Annotated in this window: 24 protein-coding genes; 20 read left to right on the top strand and 4 right to left on the bottom strand. The window is 57.7% G+C overall.

Features of this window, described 5'->3' with window-relative positions; translation table 11 throughout:
• Positions 1-16: 16 nt before the first annotated feature.
• The 4 genes from VV088_RS04095 to VV088_RS04110 form a co-directional block, all read right to left on the bottom strand.
• Entirely contained in the window at positions 17-871 is an 855-nt protein-coding gene (locus VV088_RS04095) for an L-ribulose-5-phosphate 3-epimerase (protein WP_334599517.1), read from the bottom strand.
• Entirely contained in the window at positions 868-1905 is a 1038-nt protein-coding gene (locus VV088_RS04100; RefSeq protein WP_334599518.1) for a hypothetical protein, read from the bottom strand. Before VV088_RS04100 ends, VV088_RS04095 begins: the two co-directional genes overlap by 4 nt.
• Before the next feature lie 149 nt (positions 1906-2054).
• Positions 2055-3566, bottom strand: coding sequence for an FGGY-family carbohydrate kinase (locus VV088_RS04105; RefSeq protein WP_334599520.1), 1512 nt, complete (start codon positions 3564-3566; stop codon positions 2055-2057).
• A gap of 32 nt (positions 3567-3598) precedes the next feature.
• The gene (locus VV088_RS04110) at positions 3599-4591 is read right to left on the bottom strand and encodes an NAD(P)-dependent oxidoreductase (protein WP_334599522.1); all 993 of its coding nucleotides are present in this window, start codon (positions 4589-4591) and stop codon (positions 3599-3601) included.
• A gap of 156 nt (positions 4592-4747) precedes the next feature.
• Between VV088_RS04110 and VV088_RS04115 the strand changes: the two genes are divergently transcribed.
• The 20 genes from VV088_RS04115 (at position 4748) to VV088_RS04210 (ending at position 25236) form a co-directional block, all read left to right on the top strand.
• On the top strand, positions 4748-5461 hold the full coding sequence (locus VV088_RS04115; protein ID WP_334599523.1) for a GntR family transcriptional regulator: 714 nt from the start codon (positions 4748-4750) through the stop codon (positions 5459-5461).
• 477 nt (positions 5462-5938) lie between these two features.
• Entirely contained in the window at positions 5939-6727 is a 789-nt protein-coding gene (locus VV088_RS04120) for a sugar phosphate isomerase/epimerase family protein (protein WP_334599524.1), read from the top strand.
• 19 nt (positions 6728-6746) lie between these two features.
• Complete coding sequence (allB, locus tag VV088_RS04125; protein ID WP_334599525.1) at positions 6747-8114, top strand: allantoinase AllB; 1368 nt, start codon at positions 6747-6749, stop codon at positions 8112-8114.
• An 18-nt stretch (positions 8115-8132) separates the two neighbouring features.
• Positions 8133-9560, top strand: a complete 1428-nt coding sequence (locus VV088_RS04130) for an amidohydrolase family protein (protein WP_334599526.1) — start codon at positions 8133-8135, stop codon at positions 9558-9560.
• Between the two features lie 438 nt (positions 9561-9998).
• Positions 9999-10922: a DUF6017 domain-containing protein gene (locus tag VV088_RS04135; protein ID WP_334599527.1), complete on the top strand. Its 924-nt coding sequence runs from the start codon at positions 9999-10001 to the stop codon at positions 10920-10922.
• 14 nt (positions 10923-10936) lie between these two features.
• Positions 10937-11149, top strand: a complete 213-nt coding sequence (locus tag VV088_RS04140) for a DUF5348 domain-containing protein (protein WP_160238785.1) — start codon at positions 10937-10939, stop codon at positions 11147-11149.
• Between the two features lie 113 nt (positions 11150-11262).
• Positions 11263-11745: a PcfB family protein gene (locus VV088_RS04145; RefSeq protein WP_066537568.1), complete on the top strand. Its 483-nt coding sequence runs from the start codon at positions 11263-11265 to the stop codon at positions 11743-11745.
• Positions 11742-13589 carry a VirD4-like conjugal transfer protein, CD1115 family gene (locus VV088_RS04150; RefSeq protein ID WP_334599528.1) on the top strand — a complete coding sequence of 616 codons (1848 nt, stop codon included), beginning with the start codon at positions 11742-11744 and terminating at the stop codon, positions 13587-13589. Before VV088_RS04145 ends, VV088_RS04150 begins: the two co-directional genes overlap by 4 nt.
• Entirely contained in the window at positions 13582-13857 is a 276-nt protein-coding gene (locus VV088_RS04155) for a hypothetical protein (RefSeq protein ID WP_160234883.1), read from the top strand. Before VV088_RS04150 ends, VV088_RS04155 begins: the two co-directional genes overlap by 8 nt.
• Before the next feature lie 213 nt (positions 13858-14070).
• Complete coding sequence (locus VV088_RS04160) at positions 14071-14286, top strand: Maff2 family mobile element protein (protein ID WP_005928550.1); 216 nt, start codon at positions 14071-14073, stop codon at positions 14284-14286.
• Positions 14287-14304: 18 nt separating this feature from the next.
• On the top strand, positions 14305-15174 hold the full coding sequence (locus VV088_RS04165) for a VirB6/TrbL-like conjugal transfer protein, CD1112 family (RefSeq protein ID WP_160234885.1): 870 nt from the start codon (positions 14305-14307) through the stop codon (positions 15172-15174).
• A 21-nt stretch (positions 15175-15195) separates the two neighbouring features.
• Positions 15196-15591 carry a PrgI family protein gene (locus VV088_RS04170; RefSeq protein WP_334599529.1) on the top strand — a complete coding sequence of 132 codons (396 nt, stop codon included), beginning with the start codon at positions 15196-15198 and terminating at the stop codon, positions 15589-15591.
• Positions 15548-17956, top strand: coding sequence for a VirB4-like conjugal transfer ATPase, CD1110 family (locus VV088_RS04175; protein WP_442913106.1), 2409 nt, complete (start codon positions 15548-15550; stop codon positions 17954-17956). Before VV088_RS04170 ends, VV088_RS04175 begins: the two co-directional genes overlap by 44 nt.
• On the top strand, positions 17953-18903 hold the full coding sequence (locus VV088_RS04180; RefSeq protein ID WP_334599530.1) for a DNA-methyltransferase: 951 nt from the start codon (positions 17953-17955) through the stop codon (positions 18901-18903). Before VV088_RS04175 ends, VV088_RS04180 begins: the two co-directional genes overlap by 4 nt.
• 35 nt (positions 18904-18938) lie before the next feature.
• Positions 18939-20990, top strand: coding sequence for a C40 family peptidase (locus VV088_RS04185; protein ID WP_334599531.1), 2052 nt, complete (start codon positions 18939-18941; stop codon positions 20988-20990).
• A 15-nt stretch (positions 20991-21005) separates the two neighbouring features.
• Positions 21006-21461: an XF1762 family protein gene (locus tag VV088_RS04190; RefSeq protein WP_334599532.1), complete on the top strand. Its 456-nt coding sequence runs from the start codon at positions 21006-21008 to the stop codon at positions 21459-21461.
• A gap of 6 nt (positions 21462-21467) precedes the next feature.
• Positions 21468-22184 (top strand): phosphoadenosine phosphosulfate reductase, encoded by a 717-nt coding sequence (locus VV088_RS04195; protein WP_442913132.1) that lies wholly within the window; start codon positions 21468-21470, stop codon positions 22182-22184.
• A gap of 7 nt (positions 22185-22191) precedes the next feature.
• Positions 22192-22446, top strand: a complete 255-nt coding sequence (locus VV088_RS04200) for a DUF4315 family protein (protein WP_334599533.1) — start codon at positions 22192-22194, stop codon at positions 22444-22446.
• Complete coding sequence (locus tag VV088_RS04205) at positions 22436-23125, top strand: DUF4366 domain-containing protein (RefSeq protein WP_334599534.1); 690 nt, start codon at positions 22436-22438, stop codon at positions 23123-23125. The genes VV088_RS04200 and VV088_RS04205 overlap by 11 nt, the downstream gene beginning before the upstream one ends.
• Positions 23122-25236: a DNA topoisomerase 3 gene (locus VV088_RS04210; RefSeq protein ID WP_334599535.1), complete on the top strand. Its 2115-nt coding sequence runs from the start codon at positions 23122-23124 to the stop codon at positions 25234-25236. Before VV088_RS04205 ends, VV088_RS04210 begins: the two co-directional genes overlap by 4 nt.
• Positions 25237-25305 lie beyond the last annotated feature (69 nt).

Below are 25305 nucleotides of genomic sequence, written 5' to 3' on the forward strand. Positions count from 1 at the left end.
CTCCTTTTGAAGCCTATTATAGCAATGCGGGAGCGGGTGTGTCCAGGGCCCGGCGGAGAAAGGCGCAGTTGTCCCGCAGGGTATTTTGCCAGTCCTCCCCGCCGGTGTACCAGAACTCACCAACGAACCGGCTCACGCCCAGCTGCCGGGCCAGAGGGGCCAGCGTGGTGAAGTCCACATGTCCGGCGCCGAAGGGGACCTCCCGAAACACACCGGGGGTGGTCTCCTTCAGGTGGACGGCGGCCAGATGGCCCGCTCCCATGCGCAGGTCCTGACACACATCGCTCTCGTAGGTGAGGGCGGCGTTGGTCAGGTTGCCAATGTCCGGATAGACCTGAAGATAGGGGGAATGGATGCGCTCCACCCAGTACATAGCTTTGGCCACCGTGTTGAGAAAGGAGGTCTCCATCGTCTCAAAGCCCAGGATGATCCCCTCCCGGGCCGCCATTTCTACGCACAGCTGGAGATTTTTTGCAAAATCCCGGCGGGTCTGAGGGGTGGAGGGTTCATAGTACACATCGTATCCCGCCAGCTGAATGGTGCGCACCCCCAGCTGCGCCGCCAGGCAGACGGCCTTTTCCATGATGGCAAGGCTCTGCTGCTGGACCGCCGGGTCCGGGTGGCCCAGAGGATACTTTCGGTGCCCGCTCAGGCAGATGGAGCGGATGGGAAGTCCCTGCTCCAGCTGGGCCTGGACCAGACCGGCGATCTCCTCCTGGCTCCAGTCCAGCCGGGCCAGCTTGGCGTTGGTCTCGTCAATGGACAGCTCCAGATAGTCGAAGCCGGCGGCCTTCGCCTCGGTCAGCTTCTGCTTCAAAGTCAGCGAGGAGGGCATACTTTTCTCATAAAGCCCAAGGCGGTACTCCTTCATCTCTCCGCCCCCTTTCGTACGGTGAACAGAGCGCCCTCATCGCTCTGGCGGTTTGCGGTCAGGATATAGCCGGTCTCCTCGTCTCCGAAGACGGCCACGTTGCTGGGTCCAAAGCCCCGTTCGATGATCTCCTCCCTGGGACCCTCCGGCGTCCAGCGCACCAGGAACAGTTCCTTGTCCAGATCCCGGCACCCGGCCAGGAACACCGGTTCTCCGCACAGCAGTCCGCCCCAGATGGCATGGAGAAAATCCACCGGAGTGGGGTAGCGGTAGATCTCCCGGTAGTTGTCTCCCAGCTTTTTGTAGATCACGAAGGCGCTGCCGTGGAAGGGCTCGATGGTGGCAAGCTCCTCCTGGCCGTCTCCGTCCAGATCACACACCGCCACATCGGAGGCGGGGATTGTTAGCAGCTGCTCCACGGTCCACGCCCCGCCGGGAGCCTCGGGGGGAGCCACCCGAAATACCCCCTGGTCGCAGGCGGTATAGGCTTCGGAATACCCGGCCCGCTCCATCCGGCAGTAGCCGTGGTTGCGGCTCATGCCAACGGCGATGGTCTCCAGCGCGGCGGGAGGGGAGAAGCTGGCGTCCACAGGGGCGGCTGCCAGGGTGCCGGGCTTGGACCAGTCCGCCTGCTCCTCCTCGGTAGTGGAGAGAATACAGCCCAGAAAATAGCGCTGCTCGCCCCGGTGAAGCAGGTCAAAGCGGTGAACATAGGGCAGCTCCATCCAGAGCCGCTCCGTCCACCGGCCGTTTTCCCGGGTCATGCGGACGATGCGGGCGTGGAGGGCGGCGAATCCGGGGAGAAAGCGCTGGGAGGCCAGGAATTCGCCGTTGGTCCCAGGCAGAGGGATGATCGACATCGTGCCCCCTGTTTCCTCCCAGACGGTTTCCTGCTCCAGCGTCTGGGCGTCGATGCAGTAGCAGGGACCGTGATCGTCTGTGGCCAGCAGATATTTCAGCCGCCCGTCCAGCGTGAGGGGAGAAACGGCATAGCAGCAGGGCAGGCGGCACAGATGTGTTTTTTCAAAGTTCATCTTGTTTCTTCTCCTTCCGAGGCGCAATCGTTTGTCCGTAATAGGCGTTGGCTCCGTGTTGATTCAAGCGTCGCTTGTCTGGAAGAGCCTGGAAATCAGCGGTCGGGACCGCGTTCATAAACGGTTCAAGCAAGGGGCGTCTCCTTTCCTCACACTGTAAACCGGTCCCAGACGGGGTCCAGCGCGGCGCTGAGCGCCTGGTACAGCTCAAATTTCTTCTGATAGACCGCATGAGCGGCCGGGTCCGGCTGGACCGGCTCGCTGACGCGTACCATCGCCTGGATCGCGCGGGTGTAGTCCGGATAGAGTCCGGCGGCCACTGCGGCGGCGATGGCGCTGCCCAGCGCGCCCAGCTCCCGCGCTCCGGAGACCCGCTGAATGGGGAGGTTCAGCACATCAGCAAACATCTGCACCCAGACCGGGGAGTTGGCGGCGCCTCCCGCCATACGCACGATGGCCGGGGTGGTGCGGGCGGTGAGGAGGCGGTCGATATGGACCCGGTGGGAGAACGCGACCCCCTCAAAGACCGCCCGCAGCATGTGGGCGGAGGTGTGGTAGCTGGTCAGCCCCAGGAAGCACGCCTTGGCCAGAGGGTGGGCATTAGAGCCGTAGAGGAAGGGGAGGTAATAGACCTGGCAGTCCTCCGGAGCGATGGAGGCCGCCAGCTGGTTGACGCTGTCGTAAAGGGGCTGGTCCTGGGGCAGCTTCAGGCTGCCGGACAGCTGTTCCAGCACCCACTCCAAATTCCCCGCGCTGGTAGGACTGCACTCCTCCAGCAGATAATATCCTGGCAGGGCGTAGAGGGAGTTCATAGACACCTGGGTGCCCAGCTTGGGCCGGGGGGAGATAAACTCGTTGATGCTCCAGGTCCCGGTGATGGTGCACAGCTGATCGGGGGAGGTGATGTCCATGGCCACCGCACAGGCGTCGATGTCGAACATGCCTCCGGCCACCGGAGTGCCGGGACACAGCCCGGTGAGCCGGGCGGCCTCGCCGGTCACCTGGCCGCATGGGTCAAAGGAGCCGCACAGAGGGGGAATCCAGTTCGCCGCCTCACCGATGCCCAGCGCCTCCAGCAGGGCCGGGTCTACCTGGGCACGGGACACGTCCATCAGCCCGGAGCCGGACAGGTCCGTGCGCTCGCTGAGGGCTGTCCCGGTGAGGCGGAAGCGAATGTAGTCCTTGATGGAGAAGACCCATTGAATGTTTTGGTAGACCTCCGGTTCGTGCTCCTTGATCCAGGCCAGCAGGGCGGAGGGCTGACAGGCCAGCTGCTGCTGGCACAGCTGGGGGTAGAGCCGGTCAAAGACGCCGGACTCCCGCCAGCGGAGGGGGTAGGACCAGGCGCGGTTGTCGGTGGAGGCGATGCCAGGGCGGGCAGGCTTCCCGTCCTTCCCCCACAGATACAACCCCTTTCCATGGCCGCACACCGCCAGAGCGGCTACCTCCTGGGGGGAGACGCCGGACTGCTCCAATACCTGCCGGATACAGGCGCAGTTTTTCTGCCATACCTCCTCCATGTCCCGCTCCTGATACCCGGGCCGGGGGGAGGAGACCGGGGTGTGCCGGGAGGCCACCGCCGCCTCGGTGCCGTCCAGACGGAACAGGGCGGCCTTGATCACGGTACCGCCATTGTCCACTCCCATCACATATTGCGCCATTTGAGCCACTCCTTTCTGCTCAAGCGGTCCCTTCAGACCCTTCTGGTTTTATATTCGGGATTGAGGATATGGGGAGAGGGGTTCCCCGCATAGAAATCGACGGTGATATCGATGGCCATTTTATAGGTGTTCCACAGGGACTCCACTGTCTGGCTGGAGAAGTGGGGACTGAGGATCAGGTTGTCCAGTTCCAGCAGCTTGCTCTCCGCGGGCAGGGGCTCCACCGCGTAGACGTCCAGGCCAGCCCCCCGGATCTGCCTGGCCTTCAGGGCGTCATACAGGGCGTCCTCGTCGATGATGTTGCCCCGGGCCGTGTTGACGATGACCGCAGTGGGCTTCATCTGGGCCAGACGGGCGGCGTTGACCATGTGGTGGGTGTCCGGATTGTAGGGGACATGGACACTGATGGCGTCCGAGGTGGTGAAGAGCTCGTCCAGGTCCACCAGACGCACCCCCATCTCCTGGGCCAGCGCCTGGTTGGGGAAGGGGTCGTAGGCGATCACGGTGCAGCCCAGGCCCAGCAGCAGTTTGGCCAGCAGCCGGCCGATGGCGCCGAAGCCCAGGATGCCTACCGTGCCGCCCACCGTCTCGCTGGCGATGTATTTATCCCAGCGGCCGGTTTCAATGCAGCGGAAGCGGTTGGGGCGCAGCTCCCGGCGGCAGGCCAGGATCAGCGTCAGCGCCATCTCGGCCACTCCGCTGGCGTTGGCTCCGGTGGTGCGGGCCACGGCAATCCCGTGGCGGGTGGCGGCGGCCAGGTCCACCTTGTCGTAGCCTACGCCGAAGCGGACCAGCAGGGGGCATTTGCCGTCGATGGCGCGGAAAATCTCCTCTCCGTAGGGCTCTACATCGATCAGGCCCATGTCGGACTCCTGCAGGCATTGGATGACCTGAGCCTGGTCAAAGGGCTTTTGAGGGACCCAGCGGTAGGCGAAGCCTTTTTCCGCGGCGTAGGACTCCGCCCGCCGGTTCAGCTCATCAAATACGGGGGAGGGCTCTCCGAAGAAGGATACGATTTTTTTCATGGTGATCTTCCTTTCTCTGTTCTTGTGTGATATCAACACGCCATCGGCTGATTTTGCAGCAGCTGGCGGCAAAAGCGGATATTGACAAAATCCAAATTCTATTGAATACTATAAACAGCGCAAAGAAGAGCGGCATGTTATAGGAGGAGAATGTACATGGCAAGAAGAAAGGGGCCCCAGGCGAAGCAAGCTTATTCCTATATCAAATCCAAGATCCTCAGCTATGAGCTGCCTCCCGGGGCGGCAATTTCGGACAACGCGCTGGCCCAGGAGCTGAATATGAGCCGTTCCCCAGTCCGGGAAGCGATCTTCATGCTGACAAACGATGGGCTGATCGACTCCACAGGCATGGGAGCCCAGGTGTCGCCTATGACGCTGACCGATATTGTGGAGATCTGCCAGGTCCGCAAAGCGGTGGAGGTGGCGGCGGTCAACATCCTGCTGGACAACGGCGGCGGGACTCCAGAGCAGAAGAGCAGGCTGGCTGGGATCTTCAAGGAGCTGCAGGGCACAACAGACGCTATCCAGAACTATCACTACGATGACCTGTTCCACGGCGAGATTATGGCGATGGCGAACAACAGCCGTCTGATCCATATCTCCAACCAGATGCGGCTGCAGATCTATCGGGCCAGGTGGCTGAGCGTTGTCCTTCCGGACCGTATGGATGAGGCCAAGAGGGAGCATGAGTCCATCTATCAGGCGCTGATGGACAACGACCGCGAGGCCAGTGTACAGAGCCTGACGGTCCATCTGGACCGCAGCGAGCAGACCTTTAAAAAGGTACTGGCGGACCCCCGGTATAATCCGCAGTTCAACCTGGCTATGGCGCATATTACAAATACCTATCGCCAGGGAGGCCAGACATAATGTGAACCGATCTTCAAAATCAGGGCCACACAGACGACTGCTGCCCCATCAGGCGCGGCCGGCGGCGGTGGCCTGAAATTAAAATCATAATTGCACACAATTTAATATACAATTTATTGAACAAAAATGCAAGGGAGAAATAACCGGCAGAACAGACAAACAAAACGGGCTTTTTTTATGGAAAACAACAATTTTTTTAAACGGAATGTAAATCATTCCGTTTTTTATTTTGCCTTGTAGAAAATAACAAAACCAGATAACGTAAAATATTTTAAAAAGTTGTATGGTTTTTCAACAAAATAAGTGAAAAAAGCGATCAAGCTTCATTTTGAAAACGAGCCGGACCGTGGATTTGCACAAAAACAAAAAAAGGAATTGACTTTTTCTATACCTTTGGTATAATTGAACGGAAAACAAAATTGTGTACAATCCAGTATCCAATGAGGAACAGGACGAAATTAGGAGGCGCAAAATCCGATGTACATAAGTTGCTGTGCCCCGATCCGTCAATGTCAGATGGTTGCGGAAGCCGGCTTTGACCGGGTGGCGCTCTCGGCCCAGGAGGTTGCCGGTACGCCGCCGGATCAGTTAAAGCAGCTGGAGGGTCAGCTTGCGTCCTGGGCGCTGGAGTGCCGGGCTCTGAACGATTTCTGCCCGCCGGAGCTGAAGCTGTGCGGACCGAATCATGACCCGGAACAGCTGGAACACTATATCCGGCAGCTGGCGCCCCGTGCGGCGCTGCTGGGCGTTGACCGGATTGGGGTGGGCGCCCCCCTGTCCCGGGATGTTCCGGCGGGTTACCCCAAGAACGCCGCCTGGAATCAGCTTCGGAGGAGCTTGGATTTGACCGCCCGGCTGTGCCGTCCCTGGGGGATCACGATCCTTCTGGAACCCATATGCAGGCAGATGACCAATCTGCTGAACCGCACTCCGGAGGTGCTGGCCCTGATTGAGCACTGTGAGGAGCCGGTGGGCGTTGTATACGACATTTTCCACGCCTGGATGATGAAGGAACCCCCGGCGGACGCCCTGCCGGCGATGGACCGGGTCGGGATCGTCCATATTGCCCACGCGCAGGATGGGCGCAGGCTGCCCGATGGGGAGACCGTCATCCGGTACCGGCCCTACCTTGAAATGCTGCTGGACGCCGGCTATCAGGGAGAATTGTCCGTCGAGGCGCAGATGGACGGGGCAGACCGCTTTCAGCTGACGCAGAGCTGCCGGGCTTTACGAGGAATGGTGACCCCTCGCAGCGCGGTGGGGTAGAAAAAGGAGGAGGACAACGGTGAGCAAAACAATTATCAAACATGGAAACCTGGTTCTTGAGGAGCAGACGATGCAGGCCGACCTGGTCATCGAACATGGGATCATTACCGGGATCACCTTAGACGCCCAAGCGGACGGAGACTGTACCGTGATCGACGCCGCAGGAAAAATGGTCCTGCCCGGTATGATTGATACCCACTCCCACGTGACCGATCCAGGCCCCTACAATTACCGGGAGGACTGGCACTGTGCCTCCAGGTCCGCCGCGGCTGGCGGCATCACGACCATCGCTGATATGCCGCTGCCCAGTATTGCGGTGCTGAACAAGGACCGCGTGGCTGAGAAGCTTCAGGTGGTGGAGAACAGCTCTGTGGTGGATTTTGCCCTCTGGGGCGGCGTCACCCCTCTGAACATCGACAAGCTGGAGGAGATGAATGAGGCCGGCTGCATTGGCTATAAGGGCTTTATGTGCTTTGCCACCAAGGAATACCCCCAGATCACCGACGGATACCTGGTGGAGGGACTGAAACGGACGAAGGAGTTCGGCGGTCTGATCGCGGTCCACGCGGAGAATGCCGAGGTGGCGGACATGGGCTGCAAGCGTTTTTCCGCTGAGGGCTGTACGGACGAGGCGCGCTTCGACGATGCCCGCCCCTGGTGGGTGGAGTACGAGGCCATCCAGCGGGCGACCCTGTTCGCCAAGGTGCTGGACGCCAAGCTGATGGTCTGCCACATGACCATCACGCAGGGCGCCGAGTACCTGAAGGACCTGAAGTCCAAGGGGGCCAGGATTTATGTGGAGACCTGCCCCCACTATCTCCTGTTTGACCACGACATTCTGCGGGAGAAGAAGGCGTTTGCGAAATGTACGCCGCCCTTCCGCAGCCGGGAGAACGTGGACGCCCTGTGGGCCTATGTGGCCGACGGCACGATCGATGTGCTGGGCACCGACCACGGCCCCTTTACCGACGAGGAAAAGGGACAGGAGGGCGACTTCTGGAAGGAATACTGCGGCTTTGGCTGCAACGATGCGGTCATGGCTGCGATGATTACGGAAGGGGTCCACAAGCGGGGGCTGAGCTGGAACCGTCTGGCCAGCCTGACCTCCGGCAATGCCGCCCGGATGTTTGGAATCTACCCCCAAAAGGGCAGTCTGATGCCGGGCGCGGACGCCGACCTTCAAATCATCGACCCCAATCAGGAGTGGGTCTACGACGGCCTGAAGAGCTTTTCCAAGACGAAGAGCAGCAAGGGCGTTTACCAGGGCATGAAGTTTACCGGCAAGGTTACCAGCACTCTGGTGCGCGGAGAGCTGGTCTACGACGGCCAGAATATCCTTGTCCCGGACGGCTACGGCAAGCTGGTCCGCCGGAAGAACGGGATCTGATCAAAGAGAGGGCAGCAGATGAAGGTTGATGTTATTTTTCACGGCGGATTTGTCATTACGATGGAGGGCCCTGGTACCGGCGTGATCAACGACGGAGCTGTGGCCGTGAAGGGCAGAGAAATCGCGGCAGTGGGCCGGACGGACGAGGTGCTCCGGGACTGCAGGGCGGAGCGGTACATCGATATCGCCGGAAAGGCCGTCATGCCCGGCTTTGTGGATTCCCATATCCACACCGGGGACGTGATCGTCCGCAGCTGCGCCCAGGATATTCCCGGCGATATCTGGCGCATCCACGGCATCCTTCCGCTGCTGGGGGTGGCACAGGACGAGGATTATCAGATCGGGTCCCGGCTGAATATCATTGAGGCCCTCAAGGCCGGCACCACCACCTTTGGGGACTTCTACAGCCCCATGTCCTCCATTGTGCAGAATTATATCGATCTGGGCGCCCGCGCCTGCATCAGCGACATGATCAACGAGATGCCCAAGGACACCATCGGCCTTGCGCCCGACGAGCTGCTCCCGCTGGACAGCGCCGTCGGTGACCGGAAGCTGAAGAGCAACATCCGGCTGCTGGAGGAGTATCACCAGAGTCATGAGGGACGGATTACCTGCCGCTTTGGGATGCACACGGTGGAATACTGTACGGTGGAGCTGCTTCGGGAGATCAAGGCGCAGGCGGACAAATACGGAGTGGGGATCAATACCCATCTGTCCCAGAGCAGCGGAGAGAACCGGCAGTGTATGATGCGCAACGGCTGCCGTCCCGCCGAGCTGCTGGACCGGCTGGGCTATCTGGGGCGCCGCCTGATCGCGGCCCACCTGATCTGCGCCACGCCGGAGGAGATCCGCCATGTGGCCCAATCCGGCACAGCCATGGTGCTGTGCATGGGCAGCAATATGCTGGTGGACGGCTCTCTGCCTCCCGCCCGGCAGTTTGCCGAATACGGAGGTACCGTGGCGCTGGCCACTGACCAGGCCAATAACTGCAGCTTTATGTTTGGCGAGATGAAGTGCGCCTCGCTGTTTACCAAGCACACCACGCAGGACGCCACCCAGATGCCCGCCTGGAAGGCGCTCCGGATGGCCACCATCGAGGGGGCCAGAGCTCTGATGATGGAGGACCAGATCGGCTCTCTGCGTCCGGGCAAGCTGGCGGATATCATCCTGATCGATCTGTCCTATCCCCACCTGACCCCCATTTACACCGCCCCCATCCGCAACCTGATTCCCAACCTGGTCTATTCCGCCCGGGGGCACGAGGTGGAGCTGGTGATGGTCAACGGACGGATCGTGGTGGAAAACCACGTTTTGCTCACCGAGAATGAGGCGGATGTGGTCCAAAAGGCCAATGAGTCGGCCAGCCGCATCAGCCGCAGCCTGGCGCAGAACGAATGGTCCGCCAGCCTTCCCCTGGCCAAGCTGACCAGCGAGGGCTATTACTGATGCGCCGTTTCACACGGGGATATAAAACTGAGCGTTCAGTTTTATATAAACAACCTTGATTATCTCTGCAAAGCCTTGAAAAACAGGCACTTTCGCGGATATGGGCAACCGAATTTACTACCGATTTACTACTTTTGGGGAAAGAGCCTTGATATGCGCAGCACCGCGAGAGCCAGCCGCCCGGACGGGGCAGCACACAGATAACCCCCTACAATGACAATTTCATATACCGACCATGACGGCGTTTCTTCACTCCCCACGCGGGGAGAAAAGGGACGCCGCTTTTTTATGCCCTTTGTTACGCAGTAGGGGCATAAGGAGCCTTGCGCCATGCGGCTTTTCGGGCGCGGTTTTGGCGGGGCAGGGTGTTTATACCTTACCCCTCAAAATCGCGCTTCTACTGCGTAACAAAATCTACCGCAAAGGAGTATCGGAGCTATGGCAGTTTTCCGCGTGGAGCGCAACCGTGGCTACACCGTCATGTCAAACCACCATCTGCGCAATAAAGAGCTGTCCCTAAAGGCAAAGGGGCTGCTGTCACAAATGCTTTCACTCCCCGAAGATTGGGACTATACCCTTGCTGGCCTGTCCCTTATCAACCGGGAGAAAATCGACGCTATCCGTGAAGCGGTGCGGGAGTTGGAACGCGCCGGGTATATCGTGCGGTCAAGGGAGCGTGACGCGAAAGGCCGCTTGCGGGGCGCGGAGTATGTGATCTACGAACAGCCGCAGCCGCCTACATCAGATTTACCTACGTTGGAAAATCCAACATTGGATAATCCAACGCAGGAAAAACCTACATTGGATAAACCTACGTTGGAAAATCCAACGCAATTAAATAAAGATATATCAAGAACTGACTTACCAAAAAAAGAACAATCAATTACGGATTTACCAAGTACCGATTCCATTCCTATCCTTTCCCCTGACCCCTCACCTTACGGGGACGCTGCGGCAGAGCCGCCGGAACGGAAGCGAAAGGAAGCGGTAACACAGAGCGCGGTTGAGCTTTATCGGGAGATCATTAAGGAGAATATCGAGTACGAACATCTCCTGCGCTACTCCAAGATTGACCCGGTGGAATTGGACGGCATTGTGGAACTGCTGGTGGAAACCGTCTGCACGGCCCGCAAAACTATCCGGGTGGCCGGGGACGACTACCCCGCCGAGCTGGTAAAGTCCAAGCTGCTGAAACTCAATAGCAGTCACATTGAGTTTGTCATGGACTGTATGCGGGAGAACACTACGAAAATCCGCAATATCAAAAAATATCTGCTGGCGGTGCTGTTCAATGCCCCCAGCACAATGGGAAGCTACTACACCGCCCTTGTCGCCCATGATATGGCGACGGGACAAATCTGAAAGGAGCGTACAACATGAAACAGGGAGCCTTGATTTTCGACGAGCGAACCGACCGCTACGATATTCGCTTTGGGCTGGGGGACTACTATGGCGGGCTGCATTGCGGCGACGCGCTGGAAGTGTTCACAGGCCGCAAGTGGAAGCCCACCCGCATTGAGTACGGCGCAAACTGGTATCTTGTCGGAATCCGCGCCGAGGATTTGAGCGGTCTGCGGGTACGGATTTGACGAGCTGTACCCCACAGGGCACAGAACATCAAAAAATCTGAACATTTTGACTGACATCGGGGAACGTGGCAGATAAATCCTGCCCCATTCCCACCTAAAAGCGAGGTGGTTATTTGCAAGATGAAGTCAACGAAAAAGTAGTGGCCCTGTCCATCAAGGGGGCGAAGCTCACCGCCGAAATGCTGCAAAAGGCCATGAAAGAGGTACTTTCACAAGTAAAAAAAGAGGTTGATAAACAGGCAATCCCCCACGGAAAACAGACCTTGCGCCAGCTTATGAAGCAGAACGCGGGCGTTTCCAATATCGAGATCACCGACGGCAATATCAAAGCCTTTGAGAGTACGGCGAAAAAGTACGGCATTGATTACGCGCTGAAAAAGGACGCCACGGAAACCCCGCCCCGCTACCTTGTGTTTTTCAAAGGGCGGGACGCCGACGTGCTGACCGCCGCTTTTAAGGAGTTTTCCGCAAGGAAGCTGACACAGGAGCAAAGGCCGTCTATCCGTAAGGTGCTGGCAGCGTTCCGGGACAAGGCAAAGCAGCTCAACACCAACCGTCAAAAGGTGAAAAACAAGGTGCAGGAGGAATCCCTATGAAGCCGGAAATCAAGAAGCAGCTTATCCTAAACGCCCCCTATCTTCTCTTTGTCTACCTCTTTGACAAGCTGGGCGAAGCGGTGCGCCTTGCCCCCGGTGCGGACGCAAGCCAAAAGCTGCTGCACATGGGCGAGGGCTTTACCGCCGCCTTTTCCAGCGCAGCCCCCAGCTTCCACCCGACAGACCTTTTAATCGGGATTGCGGGTGCGCTCCTTATCCGGCTTGCCGTCTATGTAAAAGGCAAGAACGCGAAGAAGTACAGGAAAGGCATGGAGTACGGTTCGGCGCGTTGGGGCGGGCCAAAAGACATAGCCCCTTATGTCGATTCCGTATTTGAGAACAATATCCCCTTAACCCAGACAGAACGGCTCACCATGAACAGCCGCCCGAAGCAGCCGAAGTACGCGAGGAATAAAAATATCCTTGTGATCGGCGGGAGCGGCAGCGGCAAGACCCGCTTTTTCGTCAAGCCGTCGCTTATGCAAATGCACAGCAGCTATGTTGTCACAGACCCGAAAGGCACAGTCTTAATCGAATGTGGAAAGCTGCTTGCCCGTGGTGCGCCGAAGCTGGGAAAAGACGGAAAACCCATTATGCGGAACGGGAAGCCCGTTTATGAGCCGTACCGTATCAAGGTACTGAATACGATTAACTTCAAAAAATCTATGAAGTACAATCCCTTTGCGTATCTGCGGAGTGAAAAAGATATTTTGAAGCTGGTAAATACCATAATCGCCAACACCAAAGGCGACGGCGAGAAATCTACCGAGGATTTTTGGGTGAAGTCAGAGCGGCTTTTTTACTGCGCCCTGATTGGCTATATCCACTACGAAGCCCCGGAGGACGAAAAGAACTTTACCACGCTGCTTGAAATGATTAACGCCAGCGAAGCCCGCGAGGACGACCCGGAGTTTCAAAGCCCCGTTGACCTGATGTTTGAACGGCTGGAAGAAAAAGACCCGGAGCATTTTGCCGTCCGGCAGTACAAGAAGTTTCTGCTTTCCGCTGGCAAGACCCGAAGCTCTATCCTCATTTCCTGCGGTGCGCGGCTGGCCCCCTTTGACATTCGGGAGCTACGCGAGCTGATGGAGAGCGACGAAATGGAGCTGGACACGCTGGGGGATAGGAAAACCGCCCTTTTCGTCATTATCAGCGACACGGACGACACTTTTAACTTTGTCGTATCTATCCTCTACACACAGCTTTTCAATCTCCTGTGCGACAAGGCCGATGATGTGTACGGCGGACGGCTTCCCGTTCATGTGCGCTGCTTGCTTGACGAGTTTGCGAACATCGGGCAGATTCCGAAGTTTGAAAAGCTCATTGCCACTATCCGAAGCCGGGAAATCTCCGCGTCGATTATCCTGCAAAGCCAGTCGCAGCTAAAGGCCATTTACAAGGACAACGCCGATACCATAGTCGGTAACTGCGACACCACCCTTTTCTTGGGTGGCAAGGAGAAATCCACGCTAAAGGAAATCTCGGAAATACTCGGCAAGGAAACGATTGACAGCTTCAACACGTCCGAAACGCGGGGACGGGAGCTGTCCCACGGGCTGAACTATCAAAAGCTGGGGAAAGAGCTTATGACACAGGACGAAATCGCTGTCATGGACGGCGGCAAGTGCATTTTACAGGTGCGCGGGGTGCGCCCGTTCTTCTCGGATAAGTTTGATATAACGAAGCACCCGCAGTATAGGCACCTGTCCGACGCTGACCCGAAAAACGCCTTTGACATGGAGAAGCACCTAAGACGACGCCCCGCCATCGTCAAGCCCGATGAAGTGTTTGACTACTACGAGATCGACGCCGACGAATTACAGGAGGACACAGGCCATGAATAAGCGTATCAGTAAGAAGCAGCAAAACCGGGAAATGGCAAGGACGGTCAACGGGCTTGTCCTCTGCTATCAGGAAATGGTTTCGGAGCGTGAAAAACGCTGCAAGGAGCTTTCCGCAAAGTACGGAGTGCGTGTTGAGCTGGACAAGGACAATCCGCTTGGTATGCCGCTGATTCTCCCCCTGACGGAAGCCCAGCGGCAGGCTGAAATGCGGCGGTTTATCGCCGCTTGCGAAAGGCTCTATGAACAACAGCAGGCGCAGCGCGGTTAAATCCGTCTGCGCCTTTCCCATATCCGGCAGATTTTGAGGAGGTGGTAACACAATCAGAAACGTAAACATCGGCTACATGATACGTGCCCCCACCGGGCGCGGTTTTCCATACCCACGCAGCCGCCGGAAGCAATGGCGGCTTTTTTGGCGGCAAGACCGCCCTTTGCCCCCTTTGTGGGGCAGCCGCGAATCGCGGCAGGAAAGGAGTTTTCTATGGCATTTTTCAATTCTGCGGTTGGTGTTCTTCAGACCCTTGTTATCGCGCTGGGCGCGGGCCTCGGCATTTGGGGCGTTATCAATCTGCTTGAGGGCTACGGCAACGACAATCCCGGTGCCAAAAGCCAGGGCATGAAGCAGCTCATGGCGGGCGGCGGTGTCGCCCTGATCGGTGGCACCCTCGTACCCCTGCTGTCCGGCCTGTTCGGTTAAGCGGCAGGGTAAGAACCTATGCAGAGCATACTTGACGCGATTAACGAATGGATAAAGGAAATCCTGATAGGAGCCATCAACGGTAATCTGTCAACTATGTTCGGGGACGTAAACGAAAAAGTCGGCACAATCGCCGCAGAGGTAGGGCAGACCCCGCAAGGGTGGAACGCTGGCATATTCTCCATGATACGGACGCTATCGGAGAGTGTCATAGTCCCCATTGCGGGGCTTGTCATTACCTATGTCCTGTGCTACGAGCTAATCAGCATGGTAACGGAAAAGAACAATATGCACGACATTGATACGTTCATGTTCTTCAAGTGGATTTTCAAGGCGTGGGTGGCGGTGTATCTCGTCACCCACACCTTTGATATTACTATGGCTGTGTTCGATATGGCGCAGCACGTCGTTTCCGGCGCGGCGGGCGTGATTGGCGGCAACACAAATATAGACGTGGACGCCGCCCTATCGTCCATGCAGGCCGGGCTTGACGCTATGGAAATCCCCGAACTCTTATTGCTTGTCATGGAAACAAGCCTTGTCAGCCTGTGCATGAAAATCATGTCGGTGCTGATAACGGTTATCCTGTACGGCAGAATGATAGAAATATACCTGTATTGCTCGGTTGCGCCTATTCCATTCGCAACAATGACAAACCGGGAGTGGGGGCAGATTGGAAACAACTACCTCAAATCCCTTATCGCCCTCGGATTTCAGGGCTTCCTGATTATGATATGCGTCGGCGTTTACGCGGTTTTGGTAAACAGCATGATAATAGCGGACAATTTGCACAGCGCGATTTTCTCCCTTGCAGCCTACACCGTTATCCTCTGCTTCTCCCTGTTCAAGTCCGGCGCGTTGGCAAAATCCATCTTTAGTGCCCATTAGGGCGGGAAAGGAGGTTATCGCTTGGCGTATGTACCCGTACCCAAAGACCTGACGAAAGTAAAAACGAAAGTCGCACTCAGCCTGACGAAGCGGCAGATCGTTTGCTTTGCGGCAGCCCTCGCTATGGGATTGCCGCTTTTCTTTTTGCTCAAAGGAAGCACCGGGACGACCGTTGCGGCGGCGTTGATGTGCGCCGTCATGCTCCCCTGTTTCCTCTTTGCCATGTACGAAAAACACGGGCAGCCCCTTGAAACGGTAATCCGAAACATTGCGGAAACAAAGTTTATCCGTCCAAAGGAGCGGCCCTATCAGACCGAAAACCTGTACGCTGTCTTGGAAAAGCAGCGGAAACTTGAAAAGGAGGTATCAGCGATTGCCAAAGGCACAAAACACAGCAGCCGCCCCCGCAGGGGCTAAAAGGAAGCTGACCCGCGCAGAGAAGAAAGAGATTGCAGCCGTTATCCAGAGGGCAAAGGGCGACGGCAAGCCCCATACCGCCCAGCAGACTATCCCCTATATCCAGATGTACCCGGACGGTATCTGCCATGTTTCGGACAAGCGGTATTCAAAGAGTATCGCGTTTGAGGATATAAACTACCAGCTTGCGCAGGCCGACGACAAGACCGCCATTTTTGAAAACTGGTGCGATTTCCTCAACTACTTTGACGCTTCCGTATCGGTACAGCTCTCTTTCATCAATCAGGGGGCGCAGCAGGAAAAGGCGCAGCAGACTATCGACATTCCCCCGCAGGCCGACGCTTTCAATTCTATCCGCAGCGAGTACGCCGATATGCTGAAAAATCAGCTTGAAAAGGGCAACAACGGCCTTGTGAAGCAGAAGTATATCACGTTCTCCATTGAAACGGATAACCTTGCGGCGGCAAAGGCGCGGCTTTCCCGTATTGAAACCGATGTGCTGAACAATTTTAAGGTGCTGGGCGTGACCGCCCGCCCGCAGACAGGCTATGAACGCTTGCAGACCCTACACGGCGTTTTCCACCCGGAGGGCGAACCGTTCCGCTTCTCGTGGGATTGGCTGGCCCCGTCCGGGCTTTCCACAAAGGACTTTATCGCCCCGTCCTCGTTCCGCTTTGGCGAGGGACGCTATTTCCGCATGGGGCGCAAGCTGGGGGCGGTGAGCTTCCTTGAAATCCTTGCGCCGGAACTGAATGACCGTATGCTTGCGGACATTCTCGACCTTGAAACGGGTGTGATCGTCAATCTGCATATCCGCAGTATCGACCAGATCGAAGCCATCAAGACCATCAAGCGCAAGATCACCGACCTTGACAAAATGAAGATTGAGGAACAGAAAAAAGCTGTCCGAAGCGGCTACGACATGGACATTATTCCGTCCGACCTTGCCACGTTCGGCAGCGAAGCGAAAAATCTCTTGCAGGATTTACAGAGCAGGAATGAAAGAATGTTTTTGCTCACGTTCCTTGTGGTGAATATGGCGGACACAAAGCGGAAGCTGAACAATGACGTGTTCGCGGCGGCGGGTATCGCGCAGAAATACAACTGTGCGCTGACCCGCCTTGACTATATGCAGGAAGCGGGGCTTGTGTCCTCTATCCCCCTTGGGGAGAACCTTATCCCCATTCAAAGAGGACTTACCACCAGCAGCACCGCTATCTTTATCCCCTTTATCACGCAAGAGCTGTTCCAGACAGGGGCAAGCCTGTACTACGGGCTAAACGCCCTGTCTAACAACATGATTTTGTGTGACCGCAAGCAACTTAAAAACCCCAACGGGTTAATCCTCGGAACCCCCGGAAGCGGCAAATCCTTTGCGGCAAAGCGGGAAATGGCAAACGCTTTCCTAATTACAGACGACGACATAATCATCTGCGACCCCGAAGCGGAGTATTACCCCCTTGTGCAGCGGCTTCACGGACAGGTGGTGCGCATTTCCCCCACCAGCAGCCAGTATGTGAACCCGATGGATATAAACCTCAATTACAGCGAGGACGACAACCCCCTTGCGCTGAAATCCGACTTCATTCTTTCCCTGTGTGAGCTGGTGGTAGGCGGCAAGGAGGGCTTGCAGCCTGTGGAAAAGACCGTCATTGACCGGGCTGTGCGCAACGTCTACCGCCCGTTCCTTGCAGACCCCGACCCGGAGAAAATGCCGATTCTGGGCGACCTGTACGACGAGCTTTTGAAGCAGCCGGAGCCGGAAGCGGCGCGTATCGCGGCGGCGTTGGAGCTGTATGTTTCCGGGAGCTTGAACGTCTTTAACCACCGTACCAACGTGGAGCTTTCCAACCGCCTTGTCTGCTTTGATATTAAACAGTTAGGCAAACAGCTTAAAAAGCTGGGTATGCTCATTGTCCAAGACCAGGTATGGAACCGCGTCACCGTCAACCGCGCCGAACAGAAGTCCACCCGCTACTACATGGACGAGTTTCATTTGCTGCTGAAAGAGGAACAGACCGCCGCTTACAGTGTTGAAATCTGGAAGCGTTTTCGCAAATGGGGCGGGATTCCCACCGCCATTACGCAGAACGTGAAAGACCTTTTGAGCAGCCGGGAAGTGGAAAATATCTTTGAGAACAGCGATTTTGTCCTCATGCTCAATCAGGCGGCGGGCGACAGGGCTATCCTTGCAAAGCAGCTCAATATCTCCCCCCAGCAGATGAAGTACGTTACCCACACCGAAGCGGGCGAGGGGCTTTTGTTCTACGGCAACGTCATTCTCCCCTTTGTAGACCGCTTCCCGAAAGATACGGAGCTGTACCGGGTAATGACGACGAAGCCGGAGGAAGTGAGCGGCGCATGACAGCGGACACCATCATCAACCGGGACGCGCTGTGCGCCCTGCGGGAGCTTCCCGCCGAAAGCGTCCATTGCGCGGTAACGTCGCCGCCCTACTACGCCCTGCGGGACTATGGGCTTGACGCGCAGATCGGGCGGGAGGACACGCCGGAGCAGTACATAGAACGGCTGACGGCGGTTTTCCATGAGCTAAAGCGCGTCCTGCGTCCTGACGGCACTTTCTGGCTGAATATCTCGGACACCTACTGCGGCACAGGCAGCAAAGGCGGCTACACCGACCCCAAATATCCCAAAGGCCGCAACGGACAGGGCTTTTCCCTTGCCCGGACAGCGGCAGGCTGCAAGCACAAGGACATGATCGGGATTCCTTGGCTTCTGGCGTTCTCCTTACGCGCTGACGGCTGGTATCTGCGCAGCGATATTATCTGGCAGAAAGAAAACCCCATGCCGGAGAGCGTGAAAGACCGCCCCACCCGCTGCTATGAACACGTCTTTCTGCTTACGAAGTCAAAGCAGTATTACTATGACGCCGCCGCAGTTGCGGAGCCGACCGCCCCCAAAACGGCGGCAAGGTACAAATCCAGCCGCAGCGCAAGCAGCAAATATGCCGCAGAGGTACCGGGACAGGGCAAGGTGCAGGGCTTGAACAAGGCAAGGAGCGGCGGCTACTACGACCCCGCCCTTATCCCCACCATGCGCAACAGGCGGGACGTGTGGCTGATAAACACCGTCCCGTATAGGGGCGGGCATTTCGCCGCGTTCCCGCCGAAGCTGGCGGAAACCTGTATCTTGGCAGGCTGTCCCAAAGGCGGCGTTGTCCTTGACCCCTTTTTCGGCAGCGGCACGACGGGGCTTGCGGCAAAGACCCTTGACCGCCATTATATCGGCATTGAGCTGAACAGCGAATACTGCGCCCTTGCAAGGGCGCGAATTGGAGGTGAAGCACCATAAAACAGTATAAACCCCGCGATAAGATCACGCAGAAAATGACCCGCGACGGGGCTATCGAAGTCAACGAAACCCAGCAGACAGCCCAGCGTATCAGCCAGCGGGAGCAGGACGCGGATTTTCAGAAAACGCCGGAGCAGCAGGCCTCACAGGACGCGGCGGCGCAACTTGACCCCACAGCCACCGACGCTGCCCCGCTGCCCCGTCTGCCTGTTACCCCCGCAAAGGAGGACGCCGCCACCGCCGAGCGCGTCATGGAGCATATCGGCGGCGCACAGACCCGGAAAGCGTCTAAAAAGGCGGTGCGGAAAGCCCAGCGGGAGGGCGCGGCGGGGGCGAGATCGTCACGTCTGCAATTCACCGAGGAAGAACGGGCGACGCCGGAGCTTGGCAAGTATATTGAGAAATCCGACAGAGCCGCCGACCGTCTGGACGCTGCAAGGGCGGCTATCCCCAAAGAAAAGAAGCTGGTGCGGGAGCGTACCTTTGACGAAGCCACAGGCAAGGGCAAGACCCGCCTGCGCTTTGAGGAACACGACAGGCCCCCCGGCTTTAAGGACAAGCACAGCCCTCTTTCCCGCCCCGCACAGGAGGCGGGTATTTTCGTCCACAACAAGGTACATTCCGTTGAAAAGGACAATTCCGGCGTGGAGGGTGCGCACAAATCCGAGGAAGCAGCGGAAAAGGGCTTGAAATACGGGGCGCGGAAAGTCAGGGAGGGCTACCGCAGCCACAAGCTCAAACCCTACCGGGCGGCGGCGAAAGCGGAACGGGCGGCAGAAAAGGCCAACGTCAACTACCTGTACCAAAAGGCATTGCAGGATAACCCGCAGATCGCCGCGTCCAACCCCGCTTCCCGCTTTATGCAGAAGCAGCGTATCAAGCGGCAGTATGCAAAGGCCATGAAAAAGGGCGGCGCGGCTGCGGCGGCAAAGGCAGCGGAGAACACCCGCAAGGCAGCGAAAAAGACCGCAGAGGAAACGAAAAAAACCGTTTCCTTTGTGGCGCGGCACCCGGTAGGCGTGATAATCGCCGTCGCCGCGCTTCTGCTGTCTGTGATGATTTTCTCCGGCCTGTCGTCCTGTTCCTCTATTTTCTCCGGCACCATAAACGGGGTGCTGGGTACGTCCTATACGTCGGAGGACAGCGACCTTGTGGCGGTGGAAAACAGTTATGCCGGAAAGGAAGCTGCGCTGCAAAGCCAGATAGACAACATCGAAAGCACCTATCCGGGCTATGACGAATACCGCTATGACCTTGACGACATTTTCCACAATCCCCACGAGCTGGCTTCCTACCTGACCGCCCTTTTGCAGAGCTATACCCTCGCAAGCGCACAGGCAGAATTGCAGCGCGTCTTTGATAAGCAATACACCCTGACTGTGACGCCCACCGTCGAAGTGCGCTACCGCACAGAAACCCGGACGGACAGCGAGGGCAACAGCTATACCGTCCAAGTACCCTATAACTACTATATCCTCAATGTGTCCCTGACGAACACGCCCATATCGTCGCTGGCCCCCAGCCTTTTAACGCCGGAGCAGCTTGATATGTTCCGGGTGTATCTGGAAACAAGCGGCAACAAGCCCCTTATCTTTGGCGGCGGTTCTGCGAACAGTACCCCGTCCGAGGATTTGAGCGGCGTTCATTTCATCAATGGGACGCGCCCCGGCAATACGGCTGTGGTGGACATTGCAAAGTCACAGGTGGGGAACGTGGGCGGCTATCCCTATTGGAGCTGGTACGGCTTTAATGGGCGTGTCGAGTGGTGCGCCTGTTTCGTTTCGTGGTGCTACAATCAGATGGGCTTATCCGAACCGCGCTTTGCTGGCTGCACGTCCGGCGGTATGGCGTGGTTTACCTCTCATGGACAATGGGGCGACAGGAACTATACCAACATTGCCCCCGGCGACGCGATTTTCTTTGACTGGGACAACTCCGGCGACGCCGACCATGTAGGCATTGTGATCGGCACCGACGGGGAGCGCGTCTACACCGTCGAGGGCAATTCCGGCGACGCCTGTAAAATCAAGAGCTATCCGCTGGGAAGCAGCGTCATTCGCGGCTACGGTCTGATGAATTGGGATTGACGGGAGGGACAGCCAATGCTTACCCTGACCCCCGTTTCCCTTGCGGAAGCCAACGCCTTTGTCGCCCAGCACCACCGCCACCATAAGCCCGTTACCGGGCATAAGTTTTCCATCGGCTGCACCGCAGACGGGCGGCTTGTGGGCGTTGCCATCGTGGGGCGGCCCGTCAGCCGCTATCTGGACAACGGCCTGACGCTGGAAGTCAACCGCCTTTGTACGGACGGCACGAAAAACGCTTGCAGTATGCTCTATGCCGCAGCGTGGCGGGCGGCGCGGGCTATGGGCTACGAGAAGATCATCACCTACACGCTGGACACCGAGAGCGGCGCAAGTCTACGCGCTGCCGGGTGGACGTGCGCGGGGCTGGCTGGCGGCAAGCGTTGGACAGGAAGCCGACGCCCAGCCGCCGACCTGTACCCCGCGCAAATGAAATACCGATATGAAAAAACATCAAAAATGGAGGTGCGATAAATCAATATAGTTTCCTTTGGGGGCGGCACGAATAGTGCCGCCTTACTTGTTGGCCTTTACAATCACCATATCCCCGTTGACCTTATCACCTTTGCGGACACAGGCGCGGAGCAGCCCCACACCTATCAATTCGTTGTGACGATGAATGAGTGGCTTGCCGCCCACGGTATGCCGCAGATTACCGTTGTGGAGAATGTAGACCGCTACGGCAACCGCCTGACCCTTGAAATGGAGTGCTTGCGTTCCCATACGTTGCCCTCTATCGCCTATGGCTATAAGCGGTGTTCCCAAAAGCACAAGATTGGGCCGCAGGAGAAGTTTTGCAACAACTATGCCCCATGCCGGGAGGTATGGGCGCGGGGCGAAAGGGTAAACCGCTATATCGGCTATGACGCTGGCGAAGTGAAGCGGTATGAACATTCCCGCGAGTACAACGAAGCCGATAAGAAATATCACAACATCTATCCCCTGATTGAACAATGGGGGTGGAGCCGGAGCGATTGCGTCCGGGAAATCTGGGCGGCGGGCTTGCCGCAGCCGGGAAAATCCTCTTGCTTTTTCTGCACCAGCATGAAGCGGCAGGAGGTTGAAGCCTTGAAAGAGCAGTACCCCGCGCTGTACCAGCGGGCGATTGCCATTGAAGAAAACGCCATGCCCCACCTTATCAAAGTGAAAGGCTTGGGGCGCAGCTACGCTTGGAAAGAGCGTTACGGAAAGGAGTAATGACAGTATGGCAAACAAAATTGACCGCATTGACAAGGAGATCGAAAAGACCCGCGAGAAGATCACCGAGTATCAAAACAGGCTGAAAGGGCTGGAAGCGCAGAAAACCGAAGCGGAAAATCTGCAAATCGTCCAGGTCGTGCGCTCTATGCGCCTGACCCCGCAGGAGCTTACGGCTATGCTTTCCGGGGGCGGTATTCCTGGCATTGCCGCCGCCCCCGCAGACTATGACGGACAGGAGGAAAAAGAGAATGAGGAATAAGAAAATCGTGCGCAGCTTCCTTGTGCTGCTGGCCCTCGTTATGTGCTTTGGCAGCGTTTCCGTCACCGCCTACGCACAGGGCGACGACACCCCCACCGACGACAGCAACGTAAAGGTGGAAACACCCGACCCGCAGCCCTTGACCCCGGAGGGCAACATGACCCTTGTGGACGACATTAGCGGCGACGCCGCCGGGGATAAGCAGTTTATCGTGGTGCAGAGCAAGGGCGGCAACTATTTTTACATCGTCATTGACAACGCCGCCGACGGAAATAACACCGTCCATTTTCTGAATCAGGTGGACGAAGCCGACCTTTTGGCTATTATCGACGAGGACGGCGGCAGCGCGACGCCCGCCCCCGCCGTTTGTAGCTGTACCGACAAATGCGAAGCCGGAAAGGTGAATACGGCTTGCCCCGTATGTGCTACGAACATGACCACTTGCAGCGGCAAGGCAGCGGAGCCGGAGGAACCCACCGAGCAGCCGAAAGAGAAAAGCGGCATGGGCGGGCTTGTCCTGTTCCTTGTTGTCGCCCTGATCGGCGGCGGTGGTGCGCTCTACTACTTCAAGTTTATGAAGCCGAAGCAGGCCGTCAAAGGCAGCACAGACCTTGACGATTTCGACTTTGACGAGTACGACGAGGACGAGCCGGAGGAACAGGAGGGCGAGGAAGAATGAGCTATGCGTTAGTCATTGCGGAGAAGCCCAGCGTCGGGGCGGCGATTGCCGCCGCCCTTGGCGTTTCCGGCAAAAAGGACGGATATATCGAGGGCGGGGGCTACCTCATTTCATGGTGCGTCGGGCATTTGGTGGAGCTTGCGGAAGCCGCCGCCTACGGGGAACAGTACAGGAAGTGGCAGCTTGACAGCTTGCCGATTCTGCCGCAGGAATGGCAGTACACCGTTTCCCCGGACAAGGGAAAGCAATTCAAGACCCTTAAAGAGCTTATGCACCGCGCCGACGTGACCGAGGTTGTCAATGCCTGTGACGCTGGGCGCGAGGGTGAATTGATTTTTCGCTTTGTCTACGATATGGCGGGCTGCAAGAAGCCCATGCGCCGCCTTTGGATTTCCTCAATGGAAACGGCGGCAATCCGGCAAGGCTTTGACAATCTGAAAGACGGGAGCGAGTACGAAGCCCTCTACGCTTCCGCGCTGTGCCGCGCAAAGGCCGACTGGCTTATCGGTATCAACGCCACCCGGCTTTTCTCCTGCCTGTATGGAAAGACCTTGAACGTGGGGCGCGTCCAGACCCCGACGCTGAAAATGCTGGTTGACCGGGACGCGGCTATTTCCCATTTCCAGAAAGAGAAATACTACCATGTGCGCCTTGGCCTTTCCGGCGCGGAAGCGGCAAGCGCGAAGATCCCCGACGCCGCCGAAGCGGAAGCACTTAAAACGGCTTGCGAAGCGTCGCGGGCCGTTTGTACTTCCGTTCTGCGGGAGAAGAAAACCGCAGCCCCGCCGAAGCTCTTTGACCTGACTTCCTTACAGCGGGAAGCCAACCGCATTTTCGGCTACACCGCGAAGCAGACCCTTGACCTGGCGCAAGCCCTGTATGAAAAGAAGCTGCTGACTTATCCGAGGACGGACAGCACCTATCTAACCGACGACATGGGGGAAACGGCGGCAAGCACCGCCGCTATGCTGTGCGGCAAGCTGGCCTTTATGGAGGGCGCGGAGTTTTCCCCCGATGTTTCCCGCATCCTTGACAGCAGACAGGTTTCCGACCACCACGCCATTATCCCCACGATGGAGCTTGCAAAGGCCGACCTTGCCGCGCTGCCCGAAAGCGAAAGGAATATCCTGACCCTTGCCGGGGCGCGGCTGCTGTTCGCCGCCGCCGAGCCGCACACCTACGAAGTGGTTACGGCGGTTTTCCAATGCGCCGGCGGCGAGTTTACGGCAAAGGGAAAGACGGTGCTTTGCATGGGCTGGAAAGAGCTTGAACGCCGCTATCGGGCGACGCTGAAAAAGAAGCCTGATACCGACGGCGAGGAAAACGCCCTTGCGCTGGACGCGCCGCCCTTTGCCGAGGGGCAGAGCTTTGACCGCCCCGCCGTTAAGGTGACGGCCCACGACACCACGCCCCCGAAGCAGCACACGGAAGCAAGCCTTTTATCCGCTATGGAACGGGCCGGGAACGAGGACACTGACCCGGATGCGGAACGGCGCGGGCTTGGCACTCCCGCCACACGCGCCGCCGTCATTGAAAAGCTGGTGAAATCCGGCTTTGTGGAGCGCAAGGGCAAGCAGCTTATCCCCACAGGGGACGGCAACGGCCTTGTGGCTGTTCTCCCCGACGTGCTGACCTCTCCCCAGCTTACCGCTGAATGGGAAAACACCCTGACGCAGATCGCAAAGGGCAAGGCCGACGCGGACGGCTTCATGCGCGGCATTGAAGCTATGGCGCGGGAGCTGGTGCAGGCCCACCCGAATATCTCCGACGCGGATAAGGCGCGTTTCAAGGAGGACAAGCCCGTTATCGGCAAATGCCCCCGCTGCGGCGGCAGCGTCTACGAGGGCAGGAAGAACTACTATTGCGGGAACCGGGATTGCGCTTTTACCATGTGGAAAAATGACCGCTTTTTCGAGGAACGCAAAACCGCCTTTACCCCGAAAATCGCCGCCGCGCTGCTGAAAGACGGCAAGGCGAAAGTGAAAAAGCTGTACTCCCCGAAAACGGGTAAAACCTACGACGGGCTGGTGCTTTTAGCCGACACTGGCGGGAAGTACGTCAACTACCGGGCTACGGTTTCGAGGGACAGAGAACTTACGCAGCAAGCATAGGAAGCGGGTACCCACTTCCGTAAAATCCCCGCCTTGCGCTACGGTGCAGGACGGGGATTTTGCTTGTTG

The organism is Lawsonibacter sp. JLR.KK007, assembly GCF_036941135.1.
In the GTDB taxonomy this organism is placed as follows: domain Bacteria; phylum Bacillota; class Clostridia; order Oscillospirales; family Oscillospiraceae; genus Lawsonibacter.

What these genes read in the sequence shown, in the direction of transcription:
- VV088_RS04200 (WP_334599533.1), top strand. Translation starts at nt 22,192, where the DNA reads ATGGCAAACAAAATTGACCGCATTGACAAGGAGATCGAAAAGACCCGC.
- VV088_RS04160 (WP_005928550.1), top strand. Translation starts at nt 14,071, where the DNA reads ATGGCATTTTTCAATTCTGCGGTTGGTGTTCTTCAGACCCTTGTTATC.
- VV088_RS04190 (WP_334599532.1), top strand. Translation starts at nt 21,006, where the DNA reads ATGCTTACCCTGACCCCCGTTTCCCTTGCGGAAGCCAACGCCTTTGTC.
- VV088_RS04135 (WP_334599527.1), top strand. Translation starts at nt 9,999, where the DNA reads ATGGCAGTTTTCCGCGTGGAGCGCAACCGTGGCTACACCGTCATGTCA.
- VV088_RS04165 (WP_160234885.1), top strand. Translation starts at nt 14,305, where the DNA reads ATGCAGAGCATACTTGACGCGATTAACGAATGGATAAAGGAAATCCTG.
- VV088_RS04205 (WP_334599534.1), top strand. Translation starts at nt 22,436, where the DNA reads ATGAGGAATAAGAAAATCGTGCGCAGCTTCCTTGTGCTGCTGGCCCTC.
- VV088_RS04155 (WP_160234883.1), top strand. Translation starts at nt 13,582, where the DNA reads ATGAATAAGCGTATCAGTAAGAAGCAGCAAAACCGGGAAATGGCAAGG.
- VV088_RS04115 (WP_334599523.1), top strand. Translation starts at nt 4,748, where the DNA reads ATGGCAAGAAGAAAGGGGCCCCAGGCGAAGCAAGCTTATTCCTATATC.
- VV088_RS04140 (WP_160238785.1), top strand. Translation starts at nt 10,937, where the DNA reads ATGAAACAGGGAGCCTTGATTTTCGACGAGCGAACCGACCGCTACGAT.
- VV088_RS04150 (WP_334599528.1), top strand. Translation starts at nt 11,742, where the DNA reads ATGAAGCCGGAAATCAAGAAGCAGCTTATCCTAAACGCCCCCTATCTT.
- VV088_RS04095 (WP_334599517.1), bottom strand. Translation starts at nt 871, where the DNA reads ATGAAGGAGTACCGCCTTGGGCTTTATGAGAAAAGTATGCCCTCCTCG.
- VV088_RS04130 (WP_334599526.1), top strand. Translation starts at nt 8,133, where the DNA reads ATGAAGGTTGATGTTATTTTTCACGGCGGATTTGTCATTACGATGGAG.
- VV088_RS04120 (WP_334599524.1), top strand. Translation starts at nt 5,939, where the DNA reads ATGTACATAAGTTGCTGTGCCCCGATCCGTCAATGTCAGATGGTTGCG.
- VV088_RS04180 (WP_334599530.1), top strand. Translation starts at nt 17,953, where the DNA reads ATGACAGCGGACACCATCATCAACCGGGACGCGCTGTGCGCCCTGCGG.
- VV088_RS04110 (WP_334599522.1), bottom strand. Translation starts at nt 4,591, where the DNA reads ATGAAAAAAATCGTATCCTTCTTCGGAGAGCCCTCCCCCGTATTTGAT.
- VV088_RS04185 (WP_334599531.1), top strand. Translation starts at nt 18,939, where the DNA reads ATGACCCGCGACGGGGCTATCGAAGTCAACGAAACCCAGCAGACAGCC.
- VV088_RS04100 (WP_334599518.1), bottom strand. Translation starts at nt 1,905, where the DNA reads ATGAACTTTGAAAAAACACATCTGTGCCGCCTGCCCTGCTGCTATGCC.
- VV088_RS04105 (WP_334599520.1), bottom strand. Translation starts at nt 3,566, where the DNA reads ATGGCGCAATATGTGATGGGAGTGGACAATGGCGGTACCGTGATCAAG.
- VV088_RS04210 (WP_334599535.1), top strand. Translation starts at nt 23,122, where the DNA reads ATGAGCTATGCGTTAGTCATTGCGGAGAAGCCCAGCGTCGGGGCGGCG.